Origin of the sequence: Azospirillum sp. B4 (genome assembly GCF_000333275.1) — a bacterium.
In the GTDB taxonomy this organism is placed as follows: domain Bacteria; phylum Pseudomonadota; class Alphaproteobacteria; order Azospirillales; family Azospirillaceae; genus Nitrospirillum.
On record NZ_BACU01000556.1, the window covers coordinates 1 to 24,703 of the forward strand.

The window sequence follows — 24,703 nt, forward strand, 5'->3', positions numbered from 1 at the left end:
GCAGGCGGCGTACCTGGGGCAGCAGTTCGATCAGGCTGAGGCCCAGGCCGACCAGTACGCCGGTCAGAAGGTCGGTGCCGACAACGGTGACCAGGGTGACGGCCCAGATGGTGGCGGGCAGGGCGCCGTAGCGTTCGAACAGGTGGCGGGCATGGGCGACACTGACCAGGCGATAGCCGGTGACCACCAGCACGCCGGCCAGGGCCGACATGGGGATGGCCCGCAGCAGCCAGGGCAGCAGGGCGACCGCCCCCAGGATCCACACGCCGTGCAGGATGGTGGAGGCGCGAGTGGCGCCGCCGGCCTGCACGTTGGCGGAACTGCGGACGATGACGCCGGTCATGGGCAGGGCGCCCGCCAGGCCGCAGAGCAGGTTGCCCACGCCCTGGGCGGTCAGTTCCTTGTTGTAATTGGTGCGCACCCCGTCATGCATGCGATCCACGGCCGCCGCCGACAGCAGGGTCTCGGCGCTGGCGATGAAGGCGATGGCCACCGCCAGGACGATCAGCTTGGGCTCGAACAGGCCAAAGCCGGCGGCGAAGTCCGGCGGCTGGATGCTGCCCCACAGGCTTTCAGGGACGGCCACCTTGGCCACCGGCAGGTTCAGCAGGGTGGCGGCCAGGGTGGCGACGACCACGCCGACCAGGGCGCCCGGCACCAGGCGCAGCCGCTGGGGCCGGGCCCACTCCCACACCAGCATGGTGGCGATGGTCAGCAGGCCGATACCCAGCGCCGCCTCCGCCGCGTCCCCGGTGAAGGGGAACAGGCCGAAATAGGCGGCCGGCGCCGTCAGGATGTTGGCCAGGCCCCCCGCCTGCGGCTTGGCGTCCAGCATGACATGCAACTGGCCCGCCACGATCAGCACGCCGATACCGGCCAGCATGCCGTGCACCACGGCGGGGGAGATGGCGCGGAACCACTGCCCCAGCTTCAGCACGCCCGCCGCCATTTGGATCAGCCCCGCCATGATCAGCACAGGGCCGAGCGCGCCGATGCCGGCATCCCGGATCAGCTCGAAGACAATGACCGCCAGCCCGGCGGCGGGGCCGCTGACCTGCAGGGGCGATCCGGCCAGCAGGCCCACGACGATGCCGCCGATGATGCCGGTGATCAGCCCCTTTTCCGGCGGGGCGCCCGAGGCGATGGCGATGCCCATGCACAGGGGCATCGCCACCAGGAAGACCACGATGGAGGCGGGCAGATCCCGCGCCAGCGTGGCGGGTAGGAGACGTTGCATGGATCCCGTCCCTTATTCGGCGGCGGTGACGTGGGAGGCGTTACCGTGGGTATGACCGCAGCAGGGGTCGGCCACGGCCCGGCGCGTACCGCGCACGGCGACCTGCAGGGTTTGGTTCCGGTCGCCCACGGGCAGGAACTTGCCCGTGTCGCCGTCCAGCGCCAGGATGTGCCCGCTTTCCAGGTCGAAGAACCAGCCGTGCAGGTTCAACTGCCCGGAGGCCAGCTTCGCGGCGACGGAAGGGTGGCTGCGCAGGTGGTTCAACTGCGCCACCACGTTCTCCATCGCCAGCACCCGGGCGGCCTCAGCCTCCGGCAGCAGGCTGTAGGCCTCGCGCAGGACATGCCGGGCGCTTTCTGCGTGGCGCAGCCAGGCCGCCACGTTGGGCATGTCCTTCAGCGCCTCCGGCTTCAGCAGGGCCTTCATGGCGCCGCAGTCGGAATGGCCGCAGACGACGATGTCGACCACGCCCAGGCCGACCACCGCGTATTCGATGGCGGAGGACACGCCGCCGTTCATCTGGCTGAAGGGCGGCACGATGTTGCCGGCGTTGCGGCAGACGAACAGCTCACCAGGGCCGCTCTGGGTGATGATCTCCGGCACGACGCGGCTGTCGGCGCAGGAAATGACCAGGGCCTTGGGCTGCTGGCCGTGGTGGACCAGGCGTTGGTAGAGGGAGCGCTGCTCGTGGAAGACAACAGATCGGAAGTGCGACACGCCGTCGATGATGCTGTCCATGATGGGAAACCCTCGCGTTGATCGATGATCCCCGGCCGGACGGCGCTTGGCGCTGAACGCCTGGAAACACCGTCCCCGTTGGGGGCCATCAACACGTAACGCCCTAGTTTTTCCCGGATACGTTTCGATTATGACAAAGTGTGTCAGCCGCGCTTTTTCAGCGGCTCATTCCGTTTCGGAATCGTAATAGTGACTGTGAGCCCGCCCTCCGGCCGGTTGCGCAGGCTGATGGTGCCGCCTTCGCGCACCACCGCCTGGCGGGCGATGGTCAGGCCCAGGCCGGTGCCACCCGTTCCGCGGTTGCGGGATTCCTCCAGCCGGTGGAAGGGTTCGAACACCGTGTCGAACTGCGCCTCCGGGATGCCGGGACCATCGTCGCTGATGGCGATCAGGGCTGAGACGCCGGTGTCGCGCACCTCGACCCGGGCGGCGCCGCCATAGGCGATGGCGTTGTTGATGATGTTGGAAAAGGCGCGGCGCATGCCCAGGGGGCGCATGTCCAGCGCCAGGCGATCGGGACCGTCGTAACTGGCCACATGGCCGGCGTCCGTGGCGTTGTCCACCAGGGTGGACAACAGCGCCGGCAGGTCGGTGCGCCGCGGCTTCTCCGGATCCTCCTCCCCACCCAGATAGTCCAGCAGGTCGTTGACCATGCCCTGCATCTCATCCAGGTCGCTGTCGAAGGCGGCCCGCTCCTCGGCACTGGGCAGGAAGCCGGCGCGCAGGCGCAGGCGGCCGATGGGGGTGCGCAGGTCGTGGGAGACGGCGGCCAACGCCTCGGTCCGGCTGGTGATCAGGCGGTCGATGCGCCGCTGCATGGCGTTGAACGCCTGGGCGACCTGCTGGATCTCCTGGGGCCCGCGCAGGGGAATGAAGATCGGCGGGCCGTTACCCACGGCGTCCGCCGCCTTCACCAGGATGCGCAGGGGGGCGGCCAGGGTCTGCACCAGGAACAGGGCCATCAGCAGCACGCCGATGGACAGCAGCGCGATGGACCCCAACTGGGCATAGATGACGGGCACGGGGGAGGGCAGGTTGGTGACGTTGAAGGTCAGCACGCTGCCGTCGGTAAGGCCCAGGCTGCCGTCGAAGGCCTTCACGCGGGTTTCCGTGGCGGTGCGCAGCCGCAGGTCCAGGGCGGACAGGGCGGGACGATGCTCGATCATCTCATGGCGCAGCAGCCAGCTGGCCGGCGTGTCGCCCTGGTCCGGCCGCCCTGCCGTGCCTTCCGCCCAGGTGAAGGTGAGGTAGGGGGAGGACAGGGAGGCCGCCACCGTCTGCCGCCGCGCGGGGTCGATGGCCGACAGCACGTGGCCCGCCGTCTCCACCTGCTCAGCGATGTGCCAGGTCTGGCTTTCGTCGCCGTAATGCTGTTCCGCCTGGCCCAGCACGATGGCGTTGCCGATGACCGCCAGCAGCACGGCGCCGAACACCACCACGCCCAGGCGGGCGATCAGGCTGCGGGGCCAGAGGCGGGCGACGCGGCTCAGCAGGTCATCGATCATAGGATGCTGACGTCGGCGGTGAAGATATAGCCCACGCCGCGCACCGTGCGGATTAGCCGGTTGTCATCGCCCAGCTTGCGGCGCAGACGGCTGACCAGCACGTCGACGCTGCGGTCGTTCACCTCGCCCAGGCGCGCGCGAGAGAGTTCCAGCAGGCGCTCGCGCCCGATGACCCGCTGGCGGTTCTCCAGGAAGCTGACCAGCAGGTCGTGCTCCGCCCCCGACAGGTCCACGGCCACGCCATCCGGGTCGGTCAGCTCACGCCGCCGGCGGTCCAGGCGCCAGCCGGCGAAGGCCATCACGTCCTGCGGGGGGGCGCCGATGGTCCCGGCCTCGCCATTGCCGTTGCCGGCCCGGCGCAGCAGGGCGCGGATGCGGGCCAGCAGCTCCTTGGCGCGGAAGGGCTTGGGCACGTAGTCGTCGGCCCCCATCTCCAGCCCCAGCACCATGTCGATCTCCTCGCCATGGGCGCTGACCATGATGATGGGCACCTGGCTGGTGCGCCGCAGCTCGCGGCAGATGTCCAGGCCGCTCTGCCCCGGCAGCATGACGTCCAGCAGCACCAGGTCGAAGCTGCCCTGGCCTAGCGCGTCGGCCATGTCGCGGCCGTCGCGCACGCCCGTGGCTTCGAACCCGTTTTCCTTGAGCACGCGCAGGATCAGGGTGCGCATCGCCGGATCGTCTTCGACCAGCAGGATGCGCGCTATGGATAGGCTGTTCATCGGCCTTAAATAAGGGCCGGCCAGCGTCTTTCCAGGGGCGCCCGTGTCAATCCATGCTGCATATGCACAGAAGATGGGAAAGCCGCCTCACGCCTTCTTTTCCCAGCCCTTGTCGGTCTGCTGCCAATAGGTCAGGTCCATCCCTGCCTCCTTGGCGGCCTTCCAGCGCTGGCGGGCGGCGGCCACGGCGTCTGGATCGATACCGTCGAAGATGTCGCAGACACGGACGTATTCGGCCATGCGGGCGCTGGTGGCGCCATCGGTCAGGAACAGTACCTGCGCGTCGTTGGGCCGTTCATCTTCCGCCGTCAGCCATATGGGCTGGTCGGCGGGGTGGCCGTCCTTGGCCGTGCCGTGGGGCAGGAAGCTGTCCGGCCGCCAAGTCCACAGGTGCTGGGCCAGTTGTTCCGACCGGTCGACCACCGTGGACAGCACCACCGCCCGCCAGCCGCGCGCCAGCGACCGCTCCAGCAGGTCGGGCAGGGTCTGTTCCAGGCTGCTGCGCTGCAGGTGATAGAAGTTGACCTCGGTCATGAGCGGCGGTCCAGGAAAAGAAAAGGGGCGGCCCGGAACCCGGACCGCCCCCGATCTTATCCTCACTACGCGGGTGTTTGTCAGCCCTCGTAGTAATCCGCCACCAGCCGGTCCAGCAGGCGGACGCCATAGCCAGAGGCGCCCTTGGGCACCGTGGCGCCATCCTTCTTAATCCAGGCGGTGCCGGCGATGTCCAGGTGGGCCCACGGCACATCGTTGACGAAGCGCTGCAGGAAAACGGCGCCGATGATGCTGCCGGCCTTGCCCGGGCTGCCGATGTTCTTCATGTCGGCGACGTCGCAGTCGATGTCCTTGTCGTAGGCGGCGCCCAGCGGCAGGCGCCACAGGGTCTCGCCCGTCTTCAGGCCGGCATCCGTCAGGCGCTGCGACAGCTCGTCGTTGTTGGAGAACAGGCCGGCATGCTCATTGCCCAGCGACACGATGATGGCGCCGGTCAGTGTGGCCAGGTCGATCATGAACTTCGGCTTGAAGGTGGCCTGGGTGTACCACAGCGCGTCGGCCAGGATCAGGCGGCCCTCGGCGTCGGTGTTCAGCACCTCGATCGTCTGCCCGGACATGGAGGTGACGACGTCGCCCGGACGCTGGGCGTTGCCGTCGGGCATGTTCTCCACCAGGGCCACCACGCCGACGACGTTGGCCTTGGCCTTGCGGCCGGCCAGCGCGGCCATCAGGCCAATGACAGCGCCCGAGCCGGCCATGTCCCACTTCATGTCTTCCATGCCGCCGGACGGCTTGATGGAGATGCCGCCGGTGTCGAAGGTGACGCCCTTGCCCACGAAGGCCAACGGCGCGTCGTTCTTCGCGCCGCCGTTCCAGCGCATGATCACCAGGCGCGGCGGCTTGGCCGAGCCCTGGCCCACGCCCAGCAGGGCGCCCATGCCCAGCTTGGCCATCTTCTTCTCGTCCAGCACCTCGACCTCGACGCCCAGTTCGGCCAGGGCCTGGCAACGCTCCGCCAGGGTCTCGGGGTATATGACGTTCGGCGGCTCCGACACCACGTCGCGGGTCAGGAAGACGCCGTCGGCGATCTTCTCCAGCTTGCCGTAGGCCTTCTTGGCGGCGGAATGCTCGGCTGTGGCCAGGGTCAGCTTCTTCAGCGTCGGCTTCTGGTCCTTCGGCTCCTTCGTCCGGTACTTGTCGAAACGGTAGCTGCGCAGGCGGGCGCCGAAGCCGACATTGGCGGCGACGGTGGCGGCCGGCAGCACCAGGCCGGCGTGATCGTCCAGCACCAGGGTGACGTCGGAGTCGCCCACGCGGGCCAGGCTGGCCGCGACCGTGCCGCCCAGGGACTGGGCCGACAGATCCGTCACCTTTTCCGCCGGGCCGATGCCCAGCAGCACGATGCGCGAATAGTCGGTGCCGGCGGGGGCCAGCAGGGTCAGCGTCTCATCCGCCTTGCCGGTATAGCGGCCCGCTTCCATGGCCCGGGCCAGCGCGCCGCCGGCCTTCTGGTCCAGTTCGGCGCCCAGGCTGCCCAGCCCGCGCCCCTGCGACACGGTGATGGCCAGCACCCCGGATTGCGGCAGGGCGGATTGGGCGTAAGCGATCTTCATCTTGCCTCTCTTGGTCGTCCCTTTGGACGGCGGGGCCCTGAGGCTTCCGTTGCCGTCCGATGGCTTCGCCTTATGGCGTTGGTAGTCGTATACAGGATTTCTCAATGTTGTACGTCAACGCTCGAAATCCAGCCCCATTCTCCCTGGCGGTTGTTTCCCGAGACGGGAGTCGATAAGAACAGCCGTGTCACTGCCCGTCGGGTGGGGCAAAGTGCCCTGGTTTCGCCAAAGTGTGGGACACTATAGTGGCCCGGGCCAGCCGCGTCGCCAGATGGAAATCGGCGCGGTTCCGTTTTTGGTGTTGTGGAGCACGATGAACCTTATCGGCCGGTATTTGTCGCGCAACCTCGTCGTGGCGATGGTTTTCATCACGGCCGGGTTGTCCTCGACCATCTGGATGACGCAGTCGCTGCGCCTGATCCAGCTGGTGGTGGAGGGCGGCGCGCCGATCAGCATGTTCCTGCGTCTCGCCTTTTCCACCCTGCCCACCTTCCTGGCGTTGGTCATGCCCTGGGGCGTGCTGATCGCCACGCTGTTCACCTATAACCGCCTGACCCTGGACAGCGAGCTGGTGGTGATGCGCGCCGCAGGCATGGGGCCCATCACCCTGGCCCGGCCGGCGCTGCAGTTGTCGGCCGCCGTGCTGTTCCTCTGCCTGCTGTTGAACCTGTTCCTGGCGCCAGCGGCACAACGTGAGTTCGTGCGCCTGCGGGAGGAAATCCGGACCGACTATTCCTCCGTCCTGCTGCGTGAAGGCATGTTCAACGACGTGGGCGAGGGCAAGACCGTCTATGTGCGCCAGCGCGGGGCGGAGGGGATGTTGAGCGGCCTGATCATCTATGACGCCAGCAAGCCGCAGCACCCGGTGACCACCATCGCCGACCACGGCATCCTGGTGACAGCGGAGGCGGGCCCCCGCGTCATCGTCTATGATGGCGTGCGCCAGGAATACGACCGCGACACCGGTCATGCCTCCAATCTGGAATTCAAGCGCTACACCGTGGACCTGAAGGTGCTGAACGCCGGGGAGGCGCCGCGCTGGCCCGACCCGCGTGAACGGCCACTCAGCGACCTGGTGTTCGACACCGGCAACCCCATCGACACCCAGCTGCGGCCCCGCCTGAACCAGGAGCTGCACCAGCGCTTCGCCACGCCGCTGCTGGCGCCGGCCTTCGCCATGATCGCGCTGACGGCGCTGATGTCGGGTGAATTCTCCCGCCGCGGCCAGGCCCGGCGCATCGCCCTGGCCGTCGTTTTCGGCATGCTGCTTCAGGCTTCGATGCTGGGTATCTCCAACCTGGCTGTGAAGACCCAGGTGTTCAACTTCGTCATGTACGCGGTCGGCCTGCTGCCCGTGATGGCCGGCTATTGGTATTTGCAGAACTGGCGCCGCGTCAAAGGGGCGGGCCGTCCGGTGCCGGCCGGCCCGCCCTCCGCCGGACCGATGGGTGGAAAGGCCGCCTGATCCCATGCGCATTTCCCCGACGATGTCCGTGTACATCACCCGCCAGTTCGTCTTCTGGTTCCTTGTCATCCTGGGCGGCATGCTGGCGCTGGTCCTGCTGCTGGACACGGTGGAGCTGTTGCGCCGCGCCGCGGCCAAGACCGACGCCACCTTCCAGATCGTGCTGGGCATGGCCATCCTGAAACTGCCGGAGATAGGGCAGCAAATCTTCCCCTTCGGCGTGCTGTTCGGTGCCATGTACACCTTCTTCCGCATGACCCGCAGCCAGGAGCTGGTGGTGGTGCGCGCCGCCGGCATCTCCGTCTGGCAGTTCATGACCCCGGTGCTGATGACCGCGCTGGCGGCCGGCGTCATCCACATCACCCTGTTGAGCCCCGTGTTCGCCACCATGCTGACCCGGTACGAACAGCTGGAAAGCCGCTACCTGCGCGGCCAGCAGAGCTCGCTGGACGTGGCGCGCTCCGGCGTCTGGCTGCGCCAGGTGCAGGAGGGGGAGAACGGCAACTACCTGATCCATGCGGAATCGGTTGGGCCGGGCAAGCCGGTCAACCTGCGCACCGTCACCATCCTGCTGTTCAACGGCGACAACCAGATCCCGGTGGGCCGCCTGGATTCCGACACGGCGGAATTGCAGAAGGGCCGGTGGGTGCTGCGCAACGCCTGGCTGAACCGGCCGGGCCGCCCCACCGAGCATGTGGACGTGACGGCGCTGCCCACGGACCTGACCGAGGCCCGCATCCAGGAAAGCTTCGCCCAGCCTGACACCTTGTCCTTCTGGGAATTGCCCGGCTTCATCCAGACGCTGGAGCAGACGGGCCTGTCGTCGGTCCGACACCGCATGTATTACGAATCGATGCTGGCCGTGCCCGCGTTCTTCTGCGCCATGGTGTTCCTGGCTGGCACCTTCTCGTTGCGGCACACCCGCCGGGGCGGCACCCTGCAGATGCTGGGCACCGGCCTGCTGACGGCGCTGGTGCTGTTCGTCAGCCAGAACATCATCCTGGCCCTAGGACGCAGCGGCGTGCTGCCAGTGTTCCTGGCGGCCTGGGCGCCGGCCGGCATCTGCCTGATGCTGGGCGCAGCGGCCTTGCTGCATCTTGAGGACGGCTGAACGGCCGCCCCGCGTCCGTTTGCCTTCGACCATCCTTGGCACTATAAGTTCCGTTCCTCGCTTTCTCGGTAAGGTCAGATGATCCAACTCTCCCGCCGTTCCGCCGCTGCCGCGTTCGCCTTTGGCCTGGCCTTGACCACCTGCCTGGCCACGCCCGCGCTGGCGCAGCTGGCCGGCCCCCGCACGGCGACCGCCGCCAACGGCATGGCGCTGCCGGGCCCCCGCGCGACGCCCACCATGGGGCAGCAGGAGGAACGCATCGTCGCCGTGGTGAATGACGAGGCCATCTCCCAGACCGACCTGTCCGGTCGCATGCGCCTCGCCATCATCAACACCGGCCTGCCCGACACCCCTGACGTGGCCCAGAAGCTGAAGCCCCAGGTGCTGCGCCTGCTGATCGACGAGAAGCTGGAACTGCAGGAAGCCAAGAAGCAGAACCTGGTGGTCACGGACGAGGAGGTGGACCGCGAGTTCGCGCGCCTGGCCAAGCAGAACAAGGCGCCGTCGCCGGAGGAGTTCGCCAATACGCTGGAGCGTAGCGGCGTTCCCGTTTCCTCCCTCAAGGAGCAGATGCGCGCCAACATCGCCTGGAACAAGGTGGTGCAGCGCCGCATCCGTCCCACCATCCAGGTGAGCGATGAGGAGATCGATAGCCGCACCCAGCGCATCATCGCCAACGCGGGCAAGCCGGAATACCTGCTGACCGAGATTTTCATCTCCGTCGACAATCCCAAGCTGGACCAGGAAGCGCACCAGCTGGCTGACAAGCTGGTGGGCGAAATCACCCACGGCGCCAATTTTGCCGCCGTGGCGCAGCAGTTTTCGCAGAGCGCCACGGCCGCGGCCGGCGGCGACATGGGCTGGGTGCAGCAGGGCCAGCTGGAGCCGGCGCTGGACCGGGCGCTGCAGCGCCTGCCCACGGGCCAGGTGTCGGTGCCCCTGCGGGGCGCCGGTGGCTATTACATCTTCCTGGTGCGCGACGAACGGCTGGTGACCGCCGGCGACCCCAACGACATCCAGGTCTCCGTCGGCCAGGTGGTGGTGCCGGTGCCGCCGGGCAGCGACGTCCAGGCCCTGGGCCAGGCCGTGAAGAAGATCGGCGACAGCTCCCACAGCTGCGATGCCCTGGCCGCCGCCGCCAAGGCCAACCTGCCGGGCGCCGCCACCCGCGCGCAGGCCATGACCCGGCTGGGCGACATCCCCGGTGACGTGGCCAAGCTGATTGGCCGCCTGGGCGTGGGCCAGGCCACCGACCCCCTCGAAACCCAGGCCGGCCTGATGCTGCTGATGGTGTGCGATCGCAAGGTGCCGGAGGGCAGCGCCCCGCCGCGGGACCAGGTGGCCAACGTCATCGGCGGCGAGCGCATGGACATGCTGCAGCGGCGCAACCTGCGCGACCTGCGGCGAGCCGCCACCATCGACATCCGCAGCTGAGGGCGGGGGGCGCCACGCCCCCCGTAGTCCGCCATGACCGCCGCGCCGTCCGCCCCCAATTTGCCGCTGGCCCTGACCATGGGGGAACCGGCGGGCATCGGCGGCGAGATCGCGCTGATGGCCTGGCGCCAGCGGCGAGAGCGGAACCTTCCCCCCTTCTTCCTGATCGATGATCCGGTGCGCCTCGCGGTCCTTGGGCATGCGACGGGCTTGCCCGTGCCGGTGCGGGAGATCGCCGATCCGGCCGAGGCGATGGCGGCCTTCGACAACGGTCTGCCGGTGCTGCCCCAGGAACTGGCCGCCCCCGTCATCCCCGGCCGCCCGGATCCGGCCAACGGCGGCGCTGTCATCGCCAGCATCGACCGGGCGGTGGATCTGGTACGGGCGGGGCAGGCGGCCGCCGTGGTCACCAACCCCATTCAGAAAAGCAGCCTGTACGCCGCCGGCTTCCGCCACCCCGGCCACACCGAGTACCTGGCCCATCTGGCCGGCCTGAAGGATGAGCCCGTCATGCTGCTGGAGGGCGGCGGCCTGCGGGTGGCGCTGGCCACCATCCATGTGGCGCTGAAGGACGTGGCCGGCCTGCTGACGTCCGATGTGCTGCTGCACACGGCGCGCGTGACCTGCCAGGCCCTGCGCCGTGACTTCGGCATCGCCCAGCCACGCCTGGCCGTGGCCGCCCTTAACCCCCATGCGGGGGAAGGGGGCGCCATGGGGCGGGAGGAGATGGAGATCATCGCCCCCGCCGTGGCCATCCTCAAGGCGGAAGGCTTGGCCGTCACCGGCCCGCTGCCGGCCGACACGCTGTTCCACGCCGGCGCGCGGGCGATGTATGACGCCGTCATCTGCCAGTACCATGACCAGGGGCTGATCCCGCTGAAGACCCTGGATTTCGATACCGGCGTGAACATCACGCTGGGGCTGCCCTTCATCCGCACCTCGCCTGACCATGGCACGGCCCTGTCGCTGGCCGGCACGGGCAAGGCCAGCCCTTCCAGCCTGGTGGCGGCCCTGCTGTCCGCTGATCGCCTGGCGCGGCAGCGGGCCATGGCCTCCTGATTCCTCGATAAGACCTTCCCATGACCGACCTGTCCCATCTGCCGCCCCTGCACGACGTCATCGCCCGTTTCGACCTGGGGGCCCGCAAGGCGCTGGGGCAGCACTTCCTGCTGGATTTGAACCTGACGGCGCGCGTGGCGGCGGCGGCGGGCGACCTGGGCGGCGTCACCGTCATCGAGGTCGGCCCCGGTCCCGGCGGCCTGACCCGCGCCCTGGTGGAAAGCGATGCCAAGGCGGTGGTGGCGGTGGAGAGGGACGGCCGCTTCATCGCCGCCCTCGCCGACGTGGTCGATGCGGCGGCGGGCCGCCTGACCATCGTGGAGGGGGACGCGCTGGAGGTGGACATGACCGCCATCGCCCCCGCCCCCCGCGCCATCGTCGCCAACCTGCCCTACAACGTGGGCACGCCCATGCTGGTGGGCTGGCTGCGGCAGATCACGGAATTCCGCAGTCTGACGCTGATGTTCCAGAAAGAGGTGGTGGACCGCATCGTCGCCAAGCCGCGCACCAAGGACTATGGCCGCCTGGCGGTGATGAGCCAGTGGCTGGCCGAGCCCAAGCTGGTGTTCGACATTCCGCCCCAGGCCTTCTCCCCGCCGCCCAAGGTCATGTCTTCGGTGGTGCACATCACCCCCCGCGTACTGCCAGCTGACGCGCCGGCGTTCAGGGACATGGAGCGGGTGGTGGCAGCATGCTTCAACCAGCGACGCAAGATGCTGCGCGCCGGGCTGAAGGTCCTGATCGCCCAGCCGGAACCCCTGCTGGAGACGGCGGGCATCGCCCCCACCGCCCGGGCGGAGGAGGTGGACGTAGCCGGCTTCGTGCGCCTGGCCCGCGCCTGGCGGTCACACCAGGACACCCAGTAACCCCATCCCCTACGTTTAAGCCCGGTTCTGCCTGTTATGCGGGACGCGGGGGGCTTCTATGCCTGAGCGGTGACGCGTTTATGACGGTCGTCACTCCCGGCAGCGCAACGGTCCGCTAGCTTTGCGATACGGAACGACGCTGAAATTCGGGGATGACGCCATGACCAAGCAGATCAATCATTGGGTGCGCCGCCTGCTACCCGGCCGCCTGCTGCCTACCCTGGGCGTGCTGCTGCCCATCGCCGCCTGCACCGGCGCCCCCGATCATGATTACGTCCAGGTGGCCGACGAGAACCCCGCCTTTTCCAGCTGCGCGCAGTCCGCGTTCGACCTCTATCCCGGGGCCGAGCAGGGGGGGCAGCGCGCCGATCATCTGAACGCCTGCCTGGCCAGCAAGCAGGCCTTCGCCCACGACCAACTGGCCGTGGCCCGTATCCATAGCTTCTGAGCGCCGCGGGCCGTCGTTCCAGAAGGTTACATAGTCCCCGGAGTACCCCGCGCCGCCTTGGGCGATGTCGGGTAATAAGCCCGCCAGACGCGCCGCATCTGGCGGGTGGAGGCGAAGCCGGCACGCTCCGCCACGCTTTCCATGTCCAGCCGTGTATGGCCCAGTAACTGGGCCGCCAGCGCGACCCGCAGCCGGTTCACATAGTCCGGCAGGGTCATCCCCGTATGTTCGTTGAACAGGCGTGACAGATGGCGGGGGCTGGCCCCGGCCACATCCGCCAGCGTTTCCTGCGACCACGGGCGGGCGGGGTCCGCCGTGATGGCGTCCTGCACCCGGTGGATCGCTGGATGCACATGGTTGCGTCCCTCCAACCACGCCGACAGCTGCGGATCGCCGCCCGCGCGGCGCAGATAGACCACCAGGGCCCGCGCCGCCGCCAGGGCGACGGCCGGCCCCAGCAGCTCCGCCACCAGGTGCAGCATCAGGTCGATGCCGGCGGTGACGCCGGCGCTGGTCGCCACCGGCCCGTCCTCGACATAGAGGCGGTTCTCCAGCACCCGCGCCCGGGGCGCCAGGCGGGCCAGCGCCGCGCAATCGCTGTAATGGGTGGTGCAGGACCGGCCATCCAGCAGCCCCGCCCGCCCCGCCAGCAGGGCGCCGGCACAGATGCTGACCAGGCGATGCCCAGGCCGGATATTGCCCCGCAGCCAATCGACGATGGCCTGGTTGTCGGCATCGACGGCGGCGGCATCCGTCGGGTCATCCCCCAGCATCTGTTCCACCGAGCCCACCACCATGACCATGGCCTCATCCGGCAGGGCGTCGGGCAGGGGCTCGATGCCCGTCACCGTCAGGCCGATGGAACTGACCAGGGACGGCGCCGGGCCGATGTAACGGACGGCGAAGCGCAGGCCGTCCTGTTCCACGTTGGCCCGGCGCAACACCTCCACCGGTCCCGCCACGTCCAGCAGCAGGGTCCGGGGTGGCAGCACCACATAGACCGGCAGGACGCAGGCGGGGGTGATGGATGCGGTCATGCGCCGGCCCTCAGGCATCAAACGCCGTGGCGACGGTGGCGATGCGGGCGAAGCGGCCGTCCAGCACCAGTTCCGTGGCGGCCTTGATCTCCGCCGTCGGCCAGGTGCGCCCCCGCGCGTCGGTCATGGGAAAGGTCAGCGTCGCCTCCGTCACGTAGGTGACGTCGAAGCCCAGGTCGGAGGCATGGCGGGTGGTGGTCTCACAGCACTGCTCCGTCCGCACGCCGGAGATGATGACCCGGCGGATACCCCGGCTGATCAGCCAGACGTCCAGCCCGCTGCCCACCAGGGCGCTGTGCCGCGCCTTGTGGAAGGTGACGTCGGGGGTGATGTCCAACCCCTCCAGCGTGCGGATCGTGCCGGACTCCAAGCTGAAGGGCGCATCGCCGTCCACATGGAAGACCTGGACGACGGGAATACCCAGGGCTTTGGCCTGGTTCACCAGCGCCTGCTGCGCCGGACGATAGGCCTGATACTCCGCCTCCACCCAATAGGGGCGGTGACGGAAGGACTCTTGGGCGTCGATCACGATCAGGGCGGTGGGGATGGTCATTGGGGCTGTCTCCTGCCATCGGGGGTGAGCGATGACCTGGATGCTAGCCCGCAGCGTAACACGTGATAATGGAGGCGGCGGACAAAGATGGGACAATTTGCGCCATGTAATGCTCCCCAGCATCTCCTGCCGAGCCAGCGCGTTACACCGTGATCGTTGCAAGCCAGCGACGATCTTGGTTGACTGGTGGCTATCGCTTCCACCGCCGGGGAGAAGGGCATGGCTCCTGCTGAAGTGCCGGGTATGAAGACCAAGGCCGGCCCTTGGGATAGGCTGATGTCCAGCCAAGTCACCGGCGGCATCTCCCTGGCCATCGGCCTGCTCAGCATCGCTGCCGTGCTGTGCTTGCGCTATCCCGCTTGGCTGACCACGCCCGATCTGCGGCCGCATTACAACATGGACCTGCTGCGCCTGATCCTGGCGCTGTCCATGGGCATTGGGACCTTCCTGGGGCTGGCGGCCTGCGTGCTGAACCGCCACCGGCGGTCCGGCGCCATCGGTATCAGCGCCGTGGTGCTGGCCCTGCTGCTGGGCGGGCCGTATGTGCCCTATGAGGATTTCGACCAAGCGCGCACCTGGGTGGGGCTGGACTGGCTGGTGCTGGACCTGTTCTTTACTGGCAGCGCTTTCATCCTGCTGGAACGCCTGCTTCCCCGGGTGGCGCCGGACCAGCCGGTGCTGCGGGACGGCTGGCAGTTGGATCTCAGCTATTTCACCGTCAACCACCTGCTGATCGGCGCCTTCCTGCTGATCTCCAACCATTTCGCCCACGACGTGTTCGGCTGGGCGGTGAACGGCTGGGTACAGGCGCAGGTGACGGCCCTGCCGGGATTCGTGCGCTTCCTGCTGGTCATTCTGGCCGCCGACGCCGTGGAGTACGTCAGTCACCGCGCCTATCATGAAGTGCCGTGGCTGTGGCGGCTGCACGCCGTCCACCATTCGCCCCAGCACATGGACTGGCTGTCCGGTTCCCGCCTGCATGTGCTGGAGGTGCTGTTCACCCGATCCCTGATCCTGGTGCCCATCTTCCTGCTGGGTTTCCCGCAGGACACGGTCTTCGCCTACATCATCTTCGTATCGGTGCAGGGTGTGCTGATCCATTCCAACATCGCCATGGACCTGGGCTGGCTGCGTTACGTCGTCGTGACGCCGCAGTTCCACCACTGGCACCATGCCTCGGACGCGGAGGCGCTGGACCGCAACTACTGCGCCCACACCCCTCTATGGGACATGGTGTTCCGGACCTACCATCAGCCCAAGGATCGGTGGCCGCAGCACTACGGCACGGTCAAGCCTATCCCCGGCGGCTTCTTCCGCCAGTTCCTCTACCCATTCAGCGGCCCCGTGGAACTGCTGACAGGCAAGCGGGAAGGGTGAAATTCAGTCAGCCAACTCAAGAATGACCGGCGTGTGGTCCGACGCCTTTTCCTTGCCGCGCGGTTCCTTGTCGATGGCACACCCCACCAGGCGGTCGGCAGCCTGGGGTGACAGCAGGAAGTGGTCGATGCGCAGGCCGTTGTCGCGGGGCCAGGCGCCTGCCTGGTAGTCCCAGAAGCTGTAGGCGCGCTCAGCCGTGGGGTGGACGGCGCGGAAGGCCTCCGTCAGGCCCAGGTGGGTGATCTCGCGGAACTTGGCCCGTGTCTCGGGCCGGAACAGGGCGTCGGTCATCCAGGCGGCGGGGTCGTAGACGTCGCGCGCCTCGGGAATGACGTTGTAGTCGCCGCCCAGCACGAACGGGATCTCCTGCGCCAGCAAAGTGGCGGCGTGGGCCTTCAGCCGGTCCATCCAGCGCAGCTTGTAGGGATATTTCTCCGTGCCCACCGGGTTGCCGTTGGGCAGGTACAGGCTGGCGATGCGCACGCCGCCCACGGTGGCCTCGACATAGCGGGACTGCTCGTCCTCCGGTTCGCCGGGCAGCCGGGTGATGACGTCCTGCGGCTCATCCCGCGACAGCAGCGCCACCCCGTTGTAGGCCTTCTGCCCCACCACGGCGCAGTGGTAGCCCAGGTCCTGGAAGGCCTGCAGCGGGAAGGCCGCCGTCTCGCACTTGATCTCCTGGAACAGCACGACGTCCGGCTTGGCGCTGTCCAGCCACTCCGTCACGTTGGCCAGGCGGGCTTTGACCGAATTCACGTTCCAGGTGGCGATACGCATGGGGAGGCTCTCGTAAGGCGGTTTCGGCGCACCTTAGAGCGAAGACCGCCCCAAGGCGAGCGGTCTCAATAATCAGCGGCACACCATGCCGCTGTAGGACGCGACCGCGTCCGCCGGAGCGAGCACCGTAGGGCGCAGCGAGGATAGCCAAGCCGGCGGACGCCGGCGCCCGGCACCTGAGGGAACGCTTAAAGCGAAAAACTCTGCCCGCAGCCGCAGGAGGAGCTGGCGTTGGGGTTGTTGACCTTGAAGTAGGACCCGGCCAATTCCTCGACGAAGTCGACCTCCCCCCCCGCCAGCAGGTCCAGCGAGGTGTCGTCCACCACCAGCTTGGCGCCGTCGCGCTCGAACACGTGGTCCTCGTCGGTCCTGGTGTCGTCGAAGCTGAAGCCGTACTGGAAGCCGGAGCAGCCGCCGCCGGATACGGACAGGCGCATCATGACATGGGCCCCGCCCTCCATCTCCGCCAGCTTGCGCACGCGTTTGGCGGCGCTGGCGCTCAGGCTCATGGCGCGGGCGGGCGGCGGGGCGATGTCGGCGGGGGCGGCGGTGTCGGTGACGGTCATCGACGGATCTTTCCGGTTTTGGGCCTTTTCCGGTTGCAGGGGGCCGGCCCCCAACCCACGTAGCCGTTGAAAAGGCGGCTGGACAGGGACCACGTTCCTCTGTAACGCCCATAGTATGTAGGCGCTCCGAATGGTTCCGTCAAAGGACGAGAAACCATTCGGCGCCCGCACCGGATTGGCATGAGGTATGCGGCGATGATGAACTGGAACCGGCTGCTGTCGCGCAAGCGCCTGGCAAAGACGACGGCCGACGCGGAACTGCCGCACCGCAGCGCCTATGAGATCGACATCGACCGCATCACCTTCACCACCAGCTTCCGCCGCCTGGCGGACAAGCAGCAGGTGCACGGCATCGGCGGGTCGGACTATGTGCGTTCCCGTCTGACCCATTCCATGGAGGCGGCGCGGGTGGGGCGCTCGCTGGGCATGTGGGTGGGGCCGGCCATCCTGAACAGCGTGGACTATGAGGTGAAGGCGACGCCGGCCGACATCGGCCATGTGGTCGCCGCCGCTTCCCTGGCCCATGACGTCGGCACGCCGTGCTTCGCCCACACGGGCGAGGACATCATCTCCGACTGGTTCGCCGACAGCGCCATCGGCATCCGCATCCGCGAGGGCCTGAGCCCCGTACAGCAGGCGGAACTGTGCAAGTTCGAGGCGAACGCCCAGGGCTTCCGCGTGCTGACGCGGTTGCAGGGCTGGCGCGGCGTGGGCGGTCTGCAACTGACGGCGGCCACGCTGGGAACGGGGGGCAAGTACCCCTGGGGCGTGGAAATCCCTGGCGGGCCCATCAAGCGCCCGCACAAGCGCAAGTACGGCTTCTTCGAGAGCGAGCAGGACGTCTTCGCCGAGGTGGCGGCCGAGGTCGGCCTGGTGGAGAAGGGGGAGGGCGCCTGGTGCCGCCACCCGCTGGCCTATCTGGTGGAGGCGGCGGACGACGCCTGCTACCACGTGGTGGACATCGAGGACGCGGCCAAGATGCGCATGCTAAGCTTCGAGCATGCGGAGGACCTGCTGCTGGCCTTCATCCGTGATGATACGACGAAAGACTGGGCGGCGGATTACAGGACGCTGGAGGATGAGGACCGCAAGCTGATCTTCCTGCGCGCCCAGGCCATCGACCGGCTGGTGCGCGACGCCGCCGAAATCTTTCTGGACCGCCTGCCCAGCCTGATGGCCGGCGACTTTTGCAAGCCGCTGCTGACCCTGTCCGACCGGGCCCAGGCCCTGCGCCGGATCGAGCAGGTGAGCCATGAGCGTATCTATCGCGGCCAGCAACGCTGCGAGACCGACATCATCGCCGCCCGCACCATCACCACCCTGCTGGACGCCTATGGCGAGGCCCTGTTGGACCGCGAAAAGCTGGGCCCCGGCGCCAAGCTGCCGCGCCGCTGGGCCTCCCTGCTGGAGACAATGCCGGAGTCGCGCCAGTTGCCCTATGAGCGGGCCGGCTGGGTGCAGGGCCTGCTGGACTACGTCGCCGGCATGACCGACCGCTTCGCCATCCGCCAGGCGCAGATGATCGCGGGATGAGGCGCCGGGTAAGCGGAACTTACGCCAACGTGCGTCAACCGGACGGATTGTGATAGGGCGCAGCCTGGTTTATGGTTGTTTTGTTGCGACGCAAAACAACTAATAGACTGATATTTCTCATCATGATAATCGATAAGTTGCAGGTGCGTGGCGGGACGCCCGTGCCTGCTTCGGGCAACGACAATCACCGATGGAGATATAAATGCTGAATTTCTTCTCTCCGGCCCAGGTCAAGGGGATTGATGGCACCGTGTACAATGGCGCAGGTGCCGCGGCGGCGGTTGTCGCCAACAACGTGACGGTTTTCGCCTTGGCGCCGATGGGGGTGGAGGTCGGCTCCCACTACGAGATCACCGGCCCCGGCAACAAGCCGGATTACAAGGTGGTGTGCGCCTTCGCCCTGCCGGCGATGGCGGTTTTTACCCTAAAGCCTTAAGGGGCGGCTTGGTACACCGTGGGCGGCCGGCCAGTGGCGCCGCCCACGCGTGCCCCTGTTCATGAAACTACACGGATGACCTGAACGGTTGGAACCTTGTATGGTGCCCCGCCGCCGGTCACCATGGACCGGCGAACACGACTCTTTTGGATTGTGCCGGTTCTATCGCCATGAACGTTTACAAGGAATTCGAAGCCCTGGTTCGCCGCGCGCTGGAGGCCCTGGCGGCCGACGGCGGCATTCCCGCCGGGCTGGACCTCTCCCGCGTGACGGTGGAGCCGCCGCGCGAGGCGGCGCATGGCGACATCTCCACCAACGCCGCCATGGTGCTGGCCAAGCCGGCGGGCAAGCCGCCGCGCGCCATCGCCGAGGCGCTGGCCCCGCACCTGCGGGCCCTGCCGGACGTGACCGAGGTCACCATCGCCGGCCCCGGCTTTGTCAACCTGCGTGTGGCGCCCGGCTACTGGCGCGCCCGCCTGGCCGACGTCCTGACCCAGGGTGTGGCCTTCGGCGCCAGCACCATTGGCAAGGGCATCCATGTCAACGTGGAGTACGTCTCCGCCAACCCCACCGGGCCGCTGCACGCGGCCCATGCCCGGGGTGCCGTGGTGGGGGACGCCCTGTCGGCCCTGCTGGAAAAGGCCGGGTATGACGTCACGCGGGAATATTACATCAACGACGCCGGCGCCCAGGTTGACGTCCTGGCCCGCTCCACCCACCTGCGCTATCGCGAGGCCCTGGGTGAGACGGGCATCGAGATCCCGGCCGGCATGTACCCGGGCGAATACCTCAAGGACGTGGGCCAGGCCCTGGCCGAGCGGGACGGCGCCAAGTGGCGCGACCTGCCGGAGGAGGAGTGGCTGGCCCCGGTGCGCGGCTTCGCCATTGACCAGATGATGGCCGGCATCAAGGAGGATCTCGCCTCCCTGAACATCCACCATGACCTGTTCAGCAGCGAACGCGCCCTGGTGGACAATGGCGCCGTCGACCGCGCCTTCGCGGCGCTGGAGGAGGCCGGCTTGATCTACGTCGGCGTGCTGGAACCGCCCAAGGGCAAGAAGCCGGATGACTGGGAGCCACGGCCCCAGACCCTGTTCAAGGCGACCCAGTTCGGCGACGACGTTGACCGCCCGCTGAAGAAATCCGATGGGTCGTGGACCTACTTCGCCAACGACATCGCCTATCATTACGACAAGTACCGGCGCGGCTGCCCCGTGCTGATCGACGTATGGGGTGCGGACCACGGCGGCTATGTGAAGCGCATGGCGGCGGCGACCAAGGCCATCTCCGGCGGCGAGGCCGCGCTGGACGTGAAGCTGTGCCAGCTGGTGCACCTGCTGCAGAATGGCGAGCCGGTGAAGATGTCCAAGCGGGCCGGCACCTTCGTCACGCTGCGCGACGTCATGGACGCCGTGGGCCGCGACGTTGTGCGCTTCATCATGCTGACGCGGCGCAACGACCAGACGCTGGAGTTCGACTACGCCAAGGTGACGGAGCAGTCCAAGGACAACCCCGTCTTCTACGTGCAGTACGCCCATGCCCGCTGCCGCTCCGTCCTGCGCCAGGCCGCCAGCCTGCACGCCGATTGGGACCTGTCGGCCGAGGCGCTGTCCCAGGTATCCTTCGATGGGCTGGCCTCAACGGCGGAGGTCGACCTGATCCGCCTGATGCTGAACTGGCCGCGCACGGTTGAGTCGGCGGCGGAGGCGCATGAGCCGCACCGCGTCGCCTATTACCTGCAGGACCTGGCCGCCGCCTTCCATGGCTTCTGGAACCAGGGCAAGGATGACGCCACCCTGCGCTTCATCATTGAAGGCGACGACGCCCTGACCAAGGCCCGCCTGGCCCTGGTGACGGCGGTGTCGCTGGTCATAGCGTCCGGCCTCGCCATCATGGGCGTGGTCCCGGCCGAGGAGTTGCGCTGATCCATGAGTGACATGCACGACCATCACGGCGACCCCGACTACGACTACGATCCCGGATACGACTGGCAGGGGCGGCGCAAGCCGGCCCCGCGCCGGCGCGGGCTTTTGAGCCTGGGTGTGGTCGCGGTGGCCGTCGGCAGCTTCGGCGGCCTGATCTACTTCGTCTACACCCAGGGCCAGCGGGCGGGGACGGAGGCGGTTGCCCCCATCATCCATGCCGACCCCGGCCCGACCAAGGTGAAGCCGGAAACGCCCGGCGGGATGGAAGTGCCCAACCAAGACCGGTTGATCTACGACCGCCTGCGCGCCGACAACAAGACGGAGCCCGGGGTGGAACGCCTGCTGCCGCCGCCGGAAGCGCCGATGGAACGGCCCAAGGCGGCACCGCCGCCGCCCCCGCCACCGGCTGAACCGCCGCAACAGGCGGCTGCGGCGCCAGCCCAGCCCCAGGTGACCGCCCCCGCCGTCCTTCCGCCCACGGTGCTGCCCCCGCCCCCGGCCGGCAAGGCGCCCGCTTCCGAGGCGCCAACCGCCAAGCCGCCCGCGACGGTCCAGGCCGCACCGGCACAGCCTGTGTCGGCCCAGACTGCGCCAGCGACCAACGCGCCCACCGCCTTGGTGCCCCCCCAGGCACAACCGGCGCCCAAACCAGTGGAAAAGCCCGCCGAGAAGCCCCTGCCACCGCCGGCCCCCGCGCCGGCGCCCGCGGCACCCACGCCCGCTGGTGGCGCTTCGGTCAAGCTGCAGTTCGCCTCCATCCCGTCCGAAGCCCAGGCCCAGGCGGAGTTGCAACGCCTTCAGCGCAAGCATGCCGCCATCCTGGGTGGGTTGAGTCTGCGCCTGGTGAAGGCGGACGTTCCAGGCAAAGGCCTGTACTACCGTGTCCAGACGGGGCCGGTGGACGAGGCGCAGGCCCGGCGCATCTGCGAGGCGGTGAAGGCGGCCAGGGACGGCTGTATTCTGGCGCACTGACGGGCGGCCCCCATGACCACACCCTCCGTTCCGGCCCCCGAAACCCCTGCGGCCGTCATCTTCGGCTGCACCGGCCCGGTGCTGACGGCGGCGGAGCGATCGCTGTTCGCGGCGGCCAATCCCCTGGGCTTCATCCTGTTCAGGCGCAACTGCGAGACGCCAGAACAGGTGGCGGCCCTGACCGCCGCGCTGCGCGACAGCGTCGGCCGTCCCGACGCCCCCGTCCTGATCGACCAGGAGGGCGGGCGGGTGGCCCGCCTGCGCCCGCCACACTGGCCCTCGCTGCCGCCGGCGGGGCGGGTGGGGGCCGTCACCGATGCCGACCTGGCCAAGGAAGCCGCGTGGCTGCACGGCCGCTTGCTGGCCGCGACGCTGGCGCCGATGGGCATCGATGTCGACTGCGCCCCCGTGGCCGACGTGCCCCAGCCAGGCGCCCACGATGTCATCGGTGATCGCGCCTTCGCGCACGATGCCGACCGTGTCGCCCTGCTGGCCGGCGCCCAGGCCGACGGCCTGATGGCCGGGGGGGTGCTGCCGGTGGTGAAGCACCTGCCGGGCCACGGCCGCGCGATGGCCGACAGCCACAAGGAACTGCCGACGGTGACGGCGGATCTGGCGACGCTGGACGCGCTGGACTTCGCCCCGTTCAAGGCCCTGGCCAATCTGCCGCTGGGCATGGTGGCCCACATCCTGTTCACCGCCGTGGATGCCGACCAGCCCTCCAGCACCTCACCCACCGTGATCCGGGAGATCGTGCGCGACCGCATCGGTTTCGACGGCCTGCTGATCAGCGACGACCTCGACATGCAGGCGCTGTCCGGCACGGTGCCGCAGCGGGCCGTGGCCGTCCTGGCCGCCGGCTGCGACGTGGCCCTGCACTGCAACGGCACGGTGGAGGAGATGGCGGCGGTGGCGGCCGTGGTGCCCCGCCTGACGCCNGAAGCGCANGTGCGCTGGGCGCGGGCCCAGGCGCGCCCTGGGCAGCCGGCGCCGGCCGAACCCCAGACCGTGGCCGCCTGCCGCGCCCGCTTCATAGACATTGTCGGACATTGGGACTGACCTTCGTGGAACCCTCCACCTTTCAGATCTCGCCCTGACCCTGACGGTCATCGCCCTGCCGATGATCATCGCCATCACCATGCATGAGGCGGCGCACGGCTGGGTGGCGATGAAGCTGGGCGACCGGACCGCCTATCTGCAGGGGCGGGTCAGCTTCAACCCGGCCAAGCATATCGACCCCTTCGGCACCGTCATCCTGCCCGCCGCCCTGTTCCTCAGCACCGGGGCCATGTTCGGCTGGGCCAAGCCCGTGCCGGTGGATTTCCGCAACCTGCGCAATCCCCGGCGGGACATGATTCTGGTGGCCTTGGCCGGCCCCATGACCAACATCCTGCTGGCCCTGGTCTGCCTGCTGCTGCTGAAGGGGGTGGGTTTCCTGCCCGGTCCGGGCCAGGCCTGGGTGGGGCAGAACCTGACCGCCGGCATCCAGATCAACCTGTTCCTGGCCGTCTTCAACATGCTGCCCATCCCCCCGCTGGACGGCGGGCGGGTGGTGACCGGCCTGCTGCCCCCGCGCCTGGGCCAGCGCTTCGCGGCGCTGGAGGACAAGGGCATGATGATCCTGCTTACCGTTTTCTTCCTGCTGCCTTACCTTTTCGACCATATGGGCCTGGGCGGCCTGAACCCCATGCGCTGGGTGGTGGGCGTGCCGGTGGCCTTGCTGTACGACATCCTCATGAAGGTGACGGGGCTGAACTGATGGCCGCTGCCAAGGGCCAGGATGAGGGATGGGACGCGCCCCCCACGGCCGATCTGGCCGAGGGGGAGCCGGCGCTGCTGGTCGACCTGGGGGAATTCGAAGGCCCCATCGACCTGCTGCTGACCCTGGCGCGTGACCAGAAGGTTGACCTCACCCGCATTTCCATCCTGGCGCTGGCCGAGCAGTACCTGGCCTTCGTCGAAGAGGCGCGGCGCCTGCGGCTGGAGGTGGCGGCCGACTATCTGGTGACCGCCGCCTGGCTGGCCTACCTCAAGTCCCGCCTGCTGCTGCCCACGCCGGAGACGGAAGAGCCGACGGGCGAGGAATTGGCCCAGGCCCTGGCCTTCCAGTTGCAACGGCTGGAGGCGATGCAGAACGCCGCCGCCCGCCTGATGGCCCGGCCGCGCCTGGGCCGCGACGTCTTCCCCAGGGGCGCGCCGGAGGACCTGCCGGTGTTCGAGCGGCGGGTGACCGAGGTGACGCTGTATGACCTGCTGCGCGCCTATGGCGACATCAAGCGCCGGCAGCAGAAGGTTGGGCCCTTGCACCTGCCGCCGGTGGACCTGTTCACCATCGAGGACGCCATCCGCCGGGTGGAGGCCATGCTGGGCCGCCTGCCGGACTGGACCCGCCTGGACCGCTTCCTGCCACCCGACTGGCGCGGCGGCACCAGCCGGGAGGACAAGCTGAAGGCCCGCTCCGCCCTGGCCGCCACCTTCGTCGCCACGCTGGAGCTGGCCAAGGCCGGCCAGCTGGAGGTGCGGCAGGACGGCACCTTCGGCCCCCTCTACGTCCGCCGCGTCGAGACGCCCGCCGAGATCACGGATAAGGAACCATGACCGCCGAGACCCTGTCGCCCGAAGCGCCACCCGGGACACCTGGGGAGGCGGAAGAAGGGCTTCGACCGCCGCGCCGAACAGCTGCGCCTGATGGAGGCCGTGCTGTTCGCCTCCGCCGAGCCGGTGGAGGAGGCGGCCCTGGCCGCCCGCCTGGGCGAAGGCGCCGACCTGCGCGGCCTGCTGGCGGAATTACAGTCCCACTACAGCCATCGCGGCGTGCATCTGGTGGCGGCGTC

At 68.5% G+C, this 24,703-nt stretch carries 25 protein-coding genes; 15 read left to right on the forward strand and 10 right to left on the reverse strand.

What is annotated here, in order from left to right; genetic code table 11:
• The 6 genes from I55_RS24940 to I55_RS24965 form a co-directional block, all read right to left on the reverse strand.
• Window positions 1-1,237, reverse strand: a 1,237-nt coding sequence (locus I55_RS24940; protein ID WP_044563424.1) for a SulP family inorganic anion transporter, incomplete at its 3' end; no start/stop codon positions are given.
• A 12-nt stretch (window positions 1,238-1,249) separates the two neighbouring features.
• On the reverse strand, window positions 1,250-1,975 hold the full coding sequence (locus I55_RS24945; protein ID WP_044563425.1) for a carbonic anhydrase: 726 nt from the start codon (window positions 1,973-1,975) through the stop codon (window positions 1,250-1,252).
• A 143-nt stretch (window positions 1,976-2,118) separates the two neighbouring features.
• The gene (locus I55_RS24950; RefSeq protein WP_044563426.1) at window positions 2,119-3,480 is read right to left on the reverse strand and encodes an ATP-binding protein; all 1,362 of its coding nucleotides are present in this window, start codon (window positions 3,478-3,480) and stop codon (window positions 2,119-2,121) included.
• Complete coding sequence (locus tag I55_RS24955; RefSeq protein WP_044563427.1) at window positions 3,477-4,202, reverse strand: response regulator transcription factor; 726 nt, start codon at window positions 4,200-4,202, stop codon at window positions 3,477-3,479. The genes I55_RS24950 and I55_RS24955 overlap by 4 nt, the downstream gene beginning before the upstream one ends.
• An 87-nt stretch (window positions 4,203-4,289) precedes the next feature.
• The gene (locus tag I55_RS24960) at window positions 4,290-4,736 is read right to left on the reverse strand and encodes a DNA polymerase III subunit chi (protein ID WP_044563428.1); all 447 of its coding nucleotides are present in this window, start codon (window positions 4,734-4,736) and stop codon (window positions 4,290-4,292) included.
• A gap of 80 nt (window positions 4,737-4,816) precedes the next feature.
• A complete protein-coding gene (locus I55_RS24965) occupies window positions 4,817-6,310 on the reverse strand; it encodes a leucyl aminopeptidase (protein WP_044563429.1) in 1,494 nt (497 codons plus the stop codon).
• 313 nt (window positions 6,311-6,623) lie between these two features.
• Here I55_RS24965 and lptF point away from each other — a divergent pair, with 313 nt between their 5' ends.
• The 6 genes from lptF (at window position 6,624) to I55_RS24995 (ending at window position 12,693) form a co-directional block, all read left to right on the forward strand.
• The gene (lptF, locus tag I55_RS24970) at window positions 6,624-7,775 is read left to right on the forward strand and encodes an LPS export ABC transporter permease LptF (RefSeq protein ID WP_044563445.1); all 1,152 of its coding nucleotides are present in this window, start codon (window positions 6,624-6,626) and stop codon (window positions 7,773-7,775) included.
• A 4-nt stretch (window positions 7,776-7,779) separates the two neighbouring features.
• Window positions 7,780-8,886, forward strand: a complete 1,107-nt coding sequence (lptG, locus tag I55_RS24975; protein WP_044563430.1) for an LPS export ABC transporter permease LptG — start codon at window positions 7,780-7,782, stop codon at window positions 8,884-8,886.
• A 78-nt stretch (window positions 8,887-8,964) separates the two neighbouring features.
• Window positions 8,965-10,320 (forward strand): peptidylprolyl isomerase, encoded by a 1,356-nt coding sequence (locus I55_RS24980; protein ID WP_049974472.1) that lies wholly within the window; start codon window positions 8,965-8,967, stop codon window positions 10,318-10,320.
• 33 nt (window positions 10,321-10,353) lie between these two features.
• Entirely contained in the window at window positions 10,354-11,379 is a 1,026-nt protein-coding gene (pdxA, locus tag I55_RS24985) for a 4-hydroxythreonine-4-phosphate dehydrogenase PdxA (RefSeq protein WP_044563431.1), read from the forward strand.
• Between the two features lie 20 nt (window positions 11,380-11,399).
• Window positions 11,400-12,245 carry a 16S rRNA (adenine(1518)-N(6)/adenine(1519)-N(6))-dimethyltransferase RsmA gene (gene rsmA, locus I55_RS24990; protein WP_044563432.1) on the forward strand — a complete coding sequence of 282 codons (846 nt, stop codon included), beginning with the start codon at window positions 11,400-11,402 and terminating at the stop codon, window positions 12,243-12,245.
• Between the two features lie 160 nt (window positions 12,246-12,405).
• Window positions 12,406-12,693 carry a hypothetical protein gene (locus I55_RS24995; RefSeq protein WP_044563433.1) on the forward strand — a complete coding sequence of 96 codons (288 nt, stop codon included), beginning with the start codon at window positions 12,406-12,408 and terminating at the stop codon, window positions 12,691-12,693.
• A gap of 26 nt (window positions 12,694-12,719) precedes the next feature.
• On the opposite strand, the gene I55_RS25000 is transcribed toward I55_RS24995, so the two are convergent.
• Window positions 12,720-13,730, reverse strand: coding sequence for a GlxA family transcriptional regulator (locus tag I55_RS25000; protein ID WP_044563434.1), 1,011 nt, complete (start codon window positions 13,728-13,730; stop codon window positions 12,720-12,722).
• Between the two features lie 10 nt (window positions 13,731-13,740).
• Window positions 13,741-14,283: an isochorismatase family protein gene (locus I55_RS25005; RefSeq protein WP_044563435.1), complete on the reverse strand. Its 543-nt coding sequence runs from the start codon at window positions 14,281-14,283 to the stop codon at window positions 13,741-13,743.
• Window positions 14,284-14,502: 219 nt separating this feature from the next.
• Here I55_RS25005 and I55_RS25010 point away from each other — a divergent pair, with 219 nt between their 5' ends.
• Complete coding sequence (locus I55_RS25010) at window positions 14,503-15,660, forward strand: sterol desaturase family protein (protein WP_199902712.1); 1,158 nt, start codon at window positions 14,503-14,505, stop codon at window positions 15,658-15,660.
• Window positions 15,661-15,663: 3 nt separating this feature from the next.
• Here I55_RS25010 and xth read toward each other — a convergent pair whose 3' ends face one another.
• Both xth and erpA read right to left on the reverse strand, forming a co-directional pair.
• A complete protein-coding gene (gene xth, locus I55_RS25015; RefSeq protein WP_044563436.1) occupies window positions 15,664-16,437 on the reverse strand; it encodes an exodeoxyribonuclease III in 774 nt (257 codons plus the stop codon).
• A gap of 188 nt (window positions 16,438-16,625) precedes the next feature.
• On the reverse strand, window positions 16,626-17,003 hold the full coding sequence (erpA, locus tag I55_RS25020) for an iron-sulfur cluster insertion protein ErpA (protein ID WP_044563437.1): 378 nt from the start codon (window positions 17,001-17,003) through the stop codon (window positions 16,626-16,628).
• Between the two features lie 195 nt (window positions 17,004-17,198).
• Between erpA and dgt the strand changes: the two genes are divergently transcribed.
• The 8 genes from dgt to I55_RS25060 all read left to right on the forward strand — a co-directional run.
• Complete coding sequence (gene dgt / locus I55_RS25025) at window positions 17,199-18,536, forward strand: dGTP triphosphohydrolase (protein ID WP_044563438.1); 1,338 nt, start codon at window positions 17,199-17,201, stop codon at window positions 18,534-18,536.
• A gap of 202 nt (window positions 18,537-18,738) precedes the next feature.
• Window positions 18,739-18,972: a hypothetical protein gene (locus tag I55_RS25030; RefSeq protein ID WP_044563439.1), complete on the forward strand. Its 234-nt coding sequence runs from the start codon at window positions 18,739-18,741 to the stop codon at window positions 18,970-18,972.
• Between the two features lie 170 nt (window positions 18,973-19,142).
• Window positions 19,143-20,897 carry an arginine--tRNA ligase gene (argS, locus tag I55_RS25035; RefSeq protein ID WP_044563440.1) on the forward strand — a complete coding sequence of 585 codons (1,755 nt, stop codon included), beginning with the start codon at window positions 19,143-19,145 and terminating at the stop codon, window positions 20,895-20,897.
• 3 nt (window positions 20,898-20,900) lie between these two features.
• Window positions 20,901-21,869 (forward strand): SPOR domain-containing protein, encoded by a 969-nt coding sequence (locus I55_RS25040; protein ID WP_083901411.1) that lies wholly within the window; start codon window positions 20,901-20,903, stop codon window positions 21,867-21,869.
• Between the two features lie 12 nt (window positions 21,870-21,881).
• A complete protein-coding gene (gene nagZ / locus I55_RS25045) occupies window positions 21,882-22,928 on the forward strand; it encodes a beta-N-acetylhexosaminidase (protein WP_044563441.1) in 1,047 nt (348 codons plus the stop codon).
• Between the two features lie 61 nt (window positions 22,929-22,989).
• Complete coding sequence (locus I55_RS25050; RefSeq protein ID WP_044563442.1) at window positions 22,990-23,628, forward strand: site-2 protease family protein; 639 nt, start codon at window positions 22,990-22,992, stop codon at window positions 23,626-23,628.
• Entirely contained in the window at window positions 23,628-24,467 is an 840-nt protein-coding gene (locus I55_RS25055) for a ScpA family protein (RefSeq protein WP_044563443.1), read from the forward strand. Before I55_RS25050 ends, I55_RS25055 begins: the two co-directional genes overlap by 1 nt.
• A 90-nt stretch (window positions 24,468-24,557) precedes the next feature.
• Window positions 24,558-24,703 (forward strand): SMC-Scp complex subunit ScpB (locus I55_RS25060; RefSeq protein WP_044563444.1); only part of this gene is annotated, 146 nt, incomplete at its 3' end.

Bases quoted from the DNA above. Each gene is read 5' to 3' on its own strand.
- I55_RS24995 (WP_044563433.1), top strand. From the start codon at position 12,406: ATGACCAAGCAGATCAATCATTGGGTGCGCCGCCTGCTACCCGGCCGC.
- I55_RS25030 (WP_044563439.1), top strand. From the start codon at position 18,739: ATGCTGAATTTCTTCTCTCCGGCCCAGGTCAAGGGGATTGATGGCACC.
- I55_RS25000 (WP_044563434.1), bottom strand. From the start codon at position 13,730: ATGACCGCATCCATCACCCCCGCCTGCGTCCTGCCGGTCTATGTGGTG.
- I55_RS24960 (WP_044563428.1), bottom strand. From the start codon at position 4,736: ATGACCGAGGTCAACTTCTATCACCTGCAGCGCAGCAGCCTGGAACAG.
- I55_RS25040 (WP_083901411.1), top strand. From the start codon at position 20,901: ATGAGTGACATGCACGACCATCACGGCGACCCCGACTACGACTACGAT.
- erpA (WP_044563437.1), bottom strand. From the start codon at position 17,003: ATGACCGTCACCGACACCGCCGCCCCCGCCGACATCGCCCCGCCGCCC.
- I55_RS25050 (WP_044563442.1), top strand. From the start codon at position 22,990: ATGATCATCGCCATCACCATGCATGAGGCGGCGCACGGCTGGGTGGCG.
- I55_RS24980 (WP_049974472.1), top strand. From the start codon at position 8,965: ATGATCCAACTCTCCCGCCGTTCCGCCGCTGCCGCGTTCGCCTTTGGC.
- I55_RS24955 (WP_044563427.1), bottom strand. From the start codon at position 4,202: ATGAACAGCCTATCCATAGCGCGCATCCTGCTGGTCGAAGACGATCCG.
- argS (WP_044563440.1), top strand. From the start codon at position 19,143: ATGAACGTTTACAAGGAATTCGAAGCCCTGGTTCGCCGCGCGCTGGAG.
- I55_RS24950 (WP_044563426.1), bottom strand. From the start codon at position 3,480: ATGATCGATGACCTGCTGAGCCGCGTCGCCCGCCTCTGGCCCCGCAGC.
- I55_RS24945 (WP_044563425.1), bottom strand. From the start codon at position 1,975: ATGGACAGCATCATCGACGGCGTGTCGCACTTCCGATCTGTTGTCTTC.
- I55_RS24965 (WP_044563429.1), bottom strand. From the start codon at position 6,310: ATGAAGATCGCTTACGCCCAATCCGCCCTGCCGCAATCCGGGGTGCTG.
- lptF (WP_044563445.1), top strand. From the start codon at position 6,624: ATGAACCTTATCGGCCGGTATTTGTCGCGCAACCTCGTCGTGGCGATG.
- I55_RS25005 (WP_044563435.1), bottom strand. From the start codon at position 14,283: ATGACCATCCCCACCGCCCTGATCGTGATCGACGCCCAAGAGTCCTTC.
- lptG (WP_044563430.1), top strand. From the start codon at position 7,780: ATGCGCATTTCCCCGACGATGTCCGTGTACATCACCCGCCAGTTCGTC.
- rsmA (WP_044563432.1), top strand. From the start codon at position 11,400: ATGACCGACCTGTCCCATCTGCCGCCCCTGCACGACGTCATCGCCCGT.
- xth (WP_044563436.1), bottom strand. From the start codon at position 16,437: ATGCGTATCGCCACCTGGAACGTGAATTCGGTCAAAGCCCGCCTGGCC.
- I55_RS25055 (WP_044563443.1), top strand. From the start codon at position 23,628: ATGGCCGCTGCCAAGGGCCAGGATGAGGGATGGGACGCGCCCCCCACG.
- pdxA (WP_044563431.1), top strand. From the start codon at position 10,354: ATGACCGCCGCGCCGTCCGCCCCCAATTTGCCGCTGGCCCTGACCATG.
- dgt (WP_044563438.1), top strand. From the start codon at position 17,199: ATGATGAACTGGAACCGGCTGCTGTCGCGCAAGCGCCTGGCAAAGACG.
- I55_RS25010 (WP_199902712.1), top strand. From the start codon at position 14,503: ATGGCTCCTGCTGAAGTGCCGGGTATGAAGACCAAGGCCGGCCCTTGG.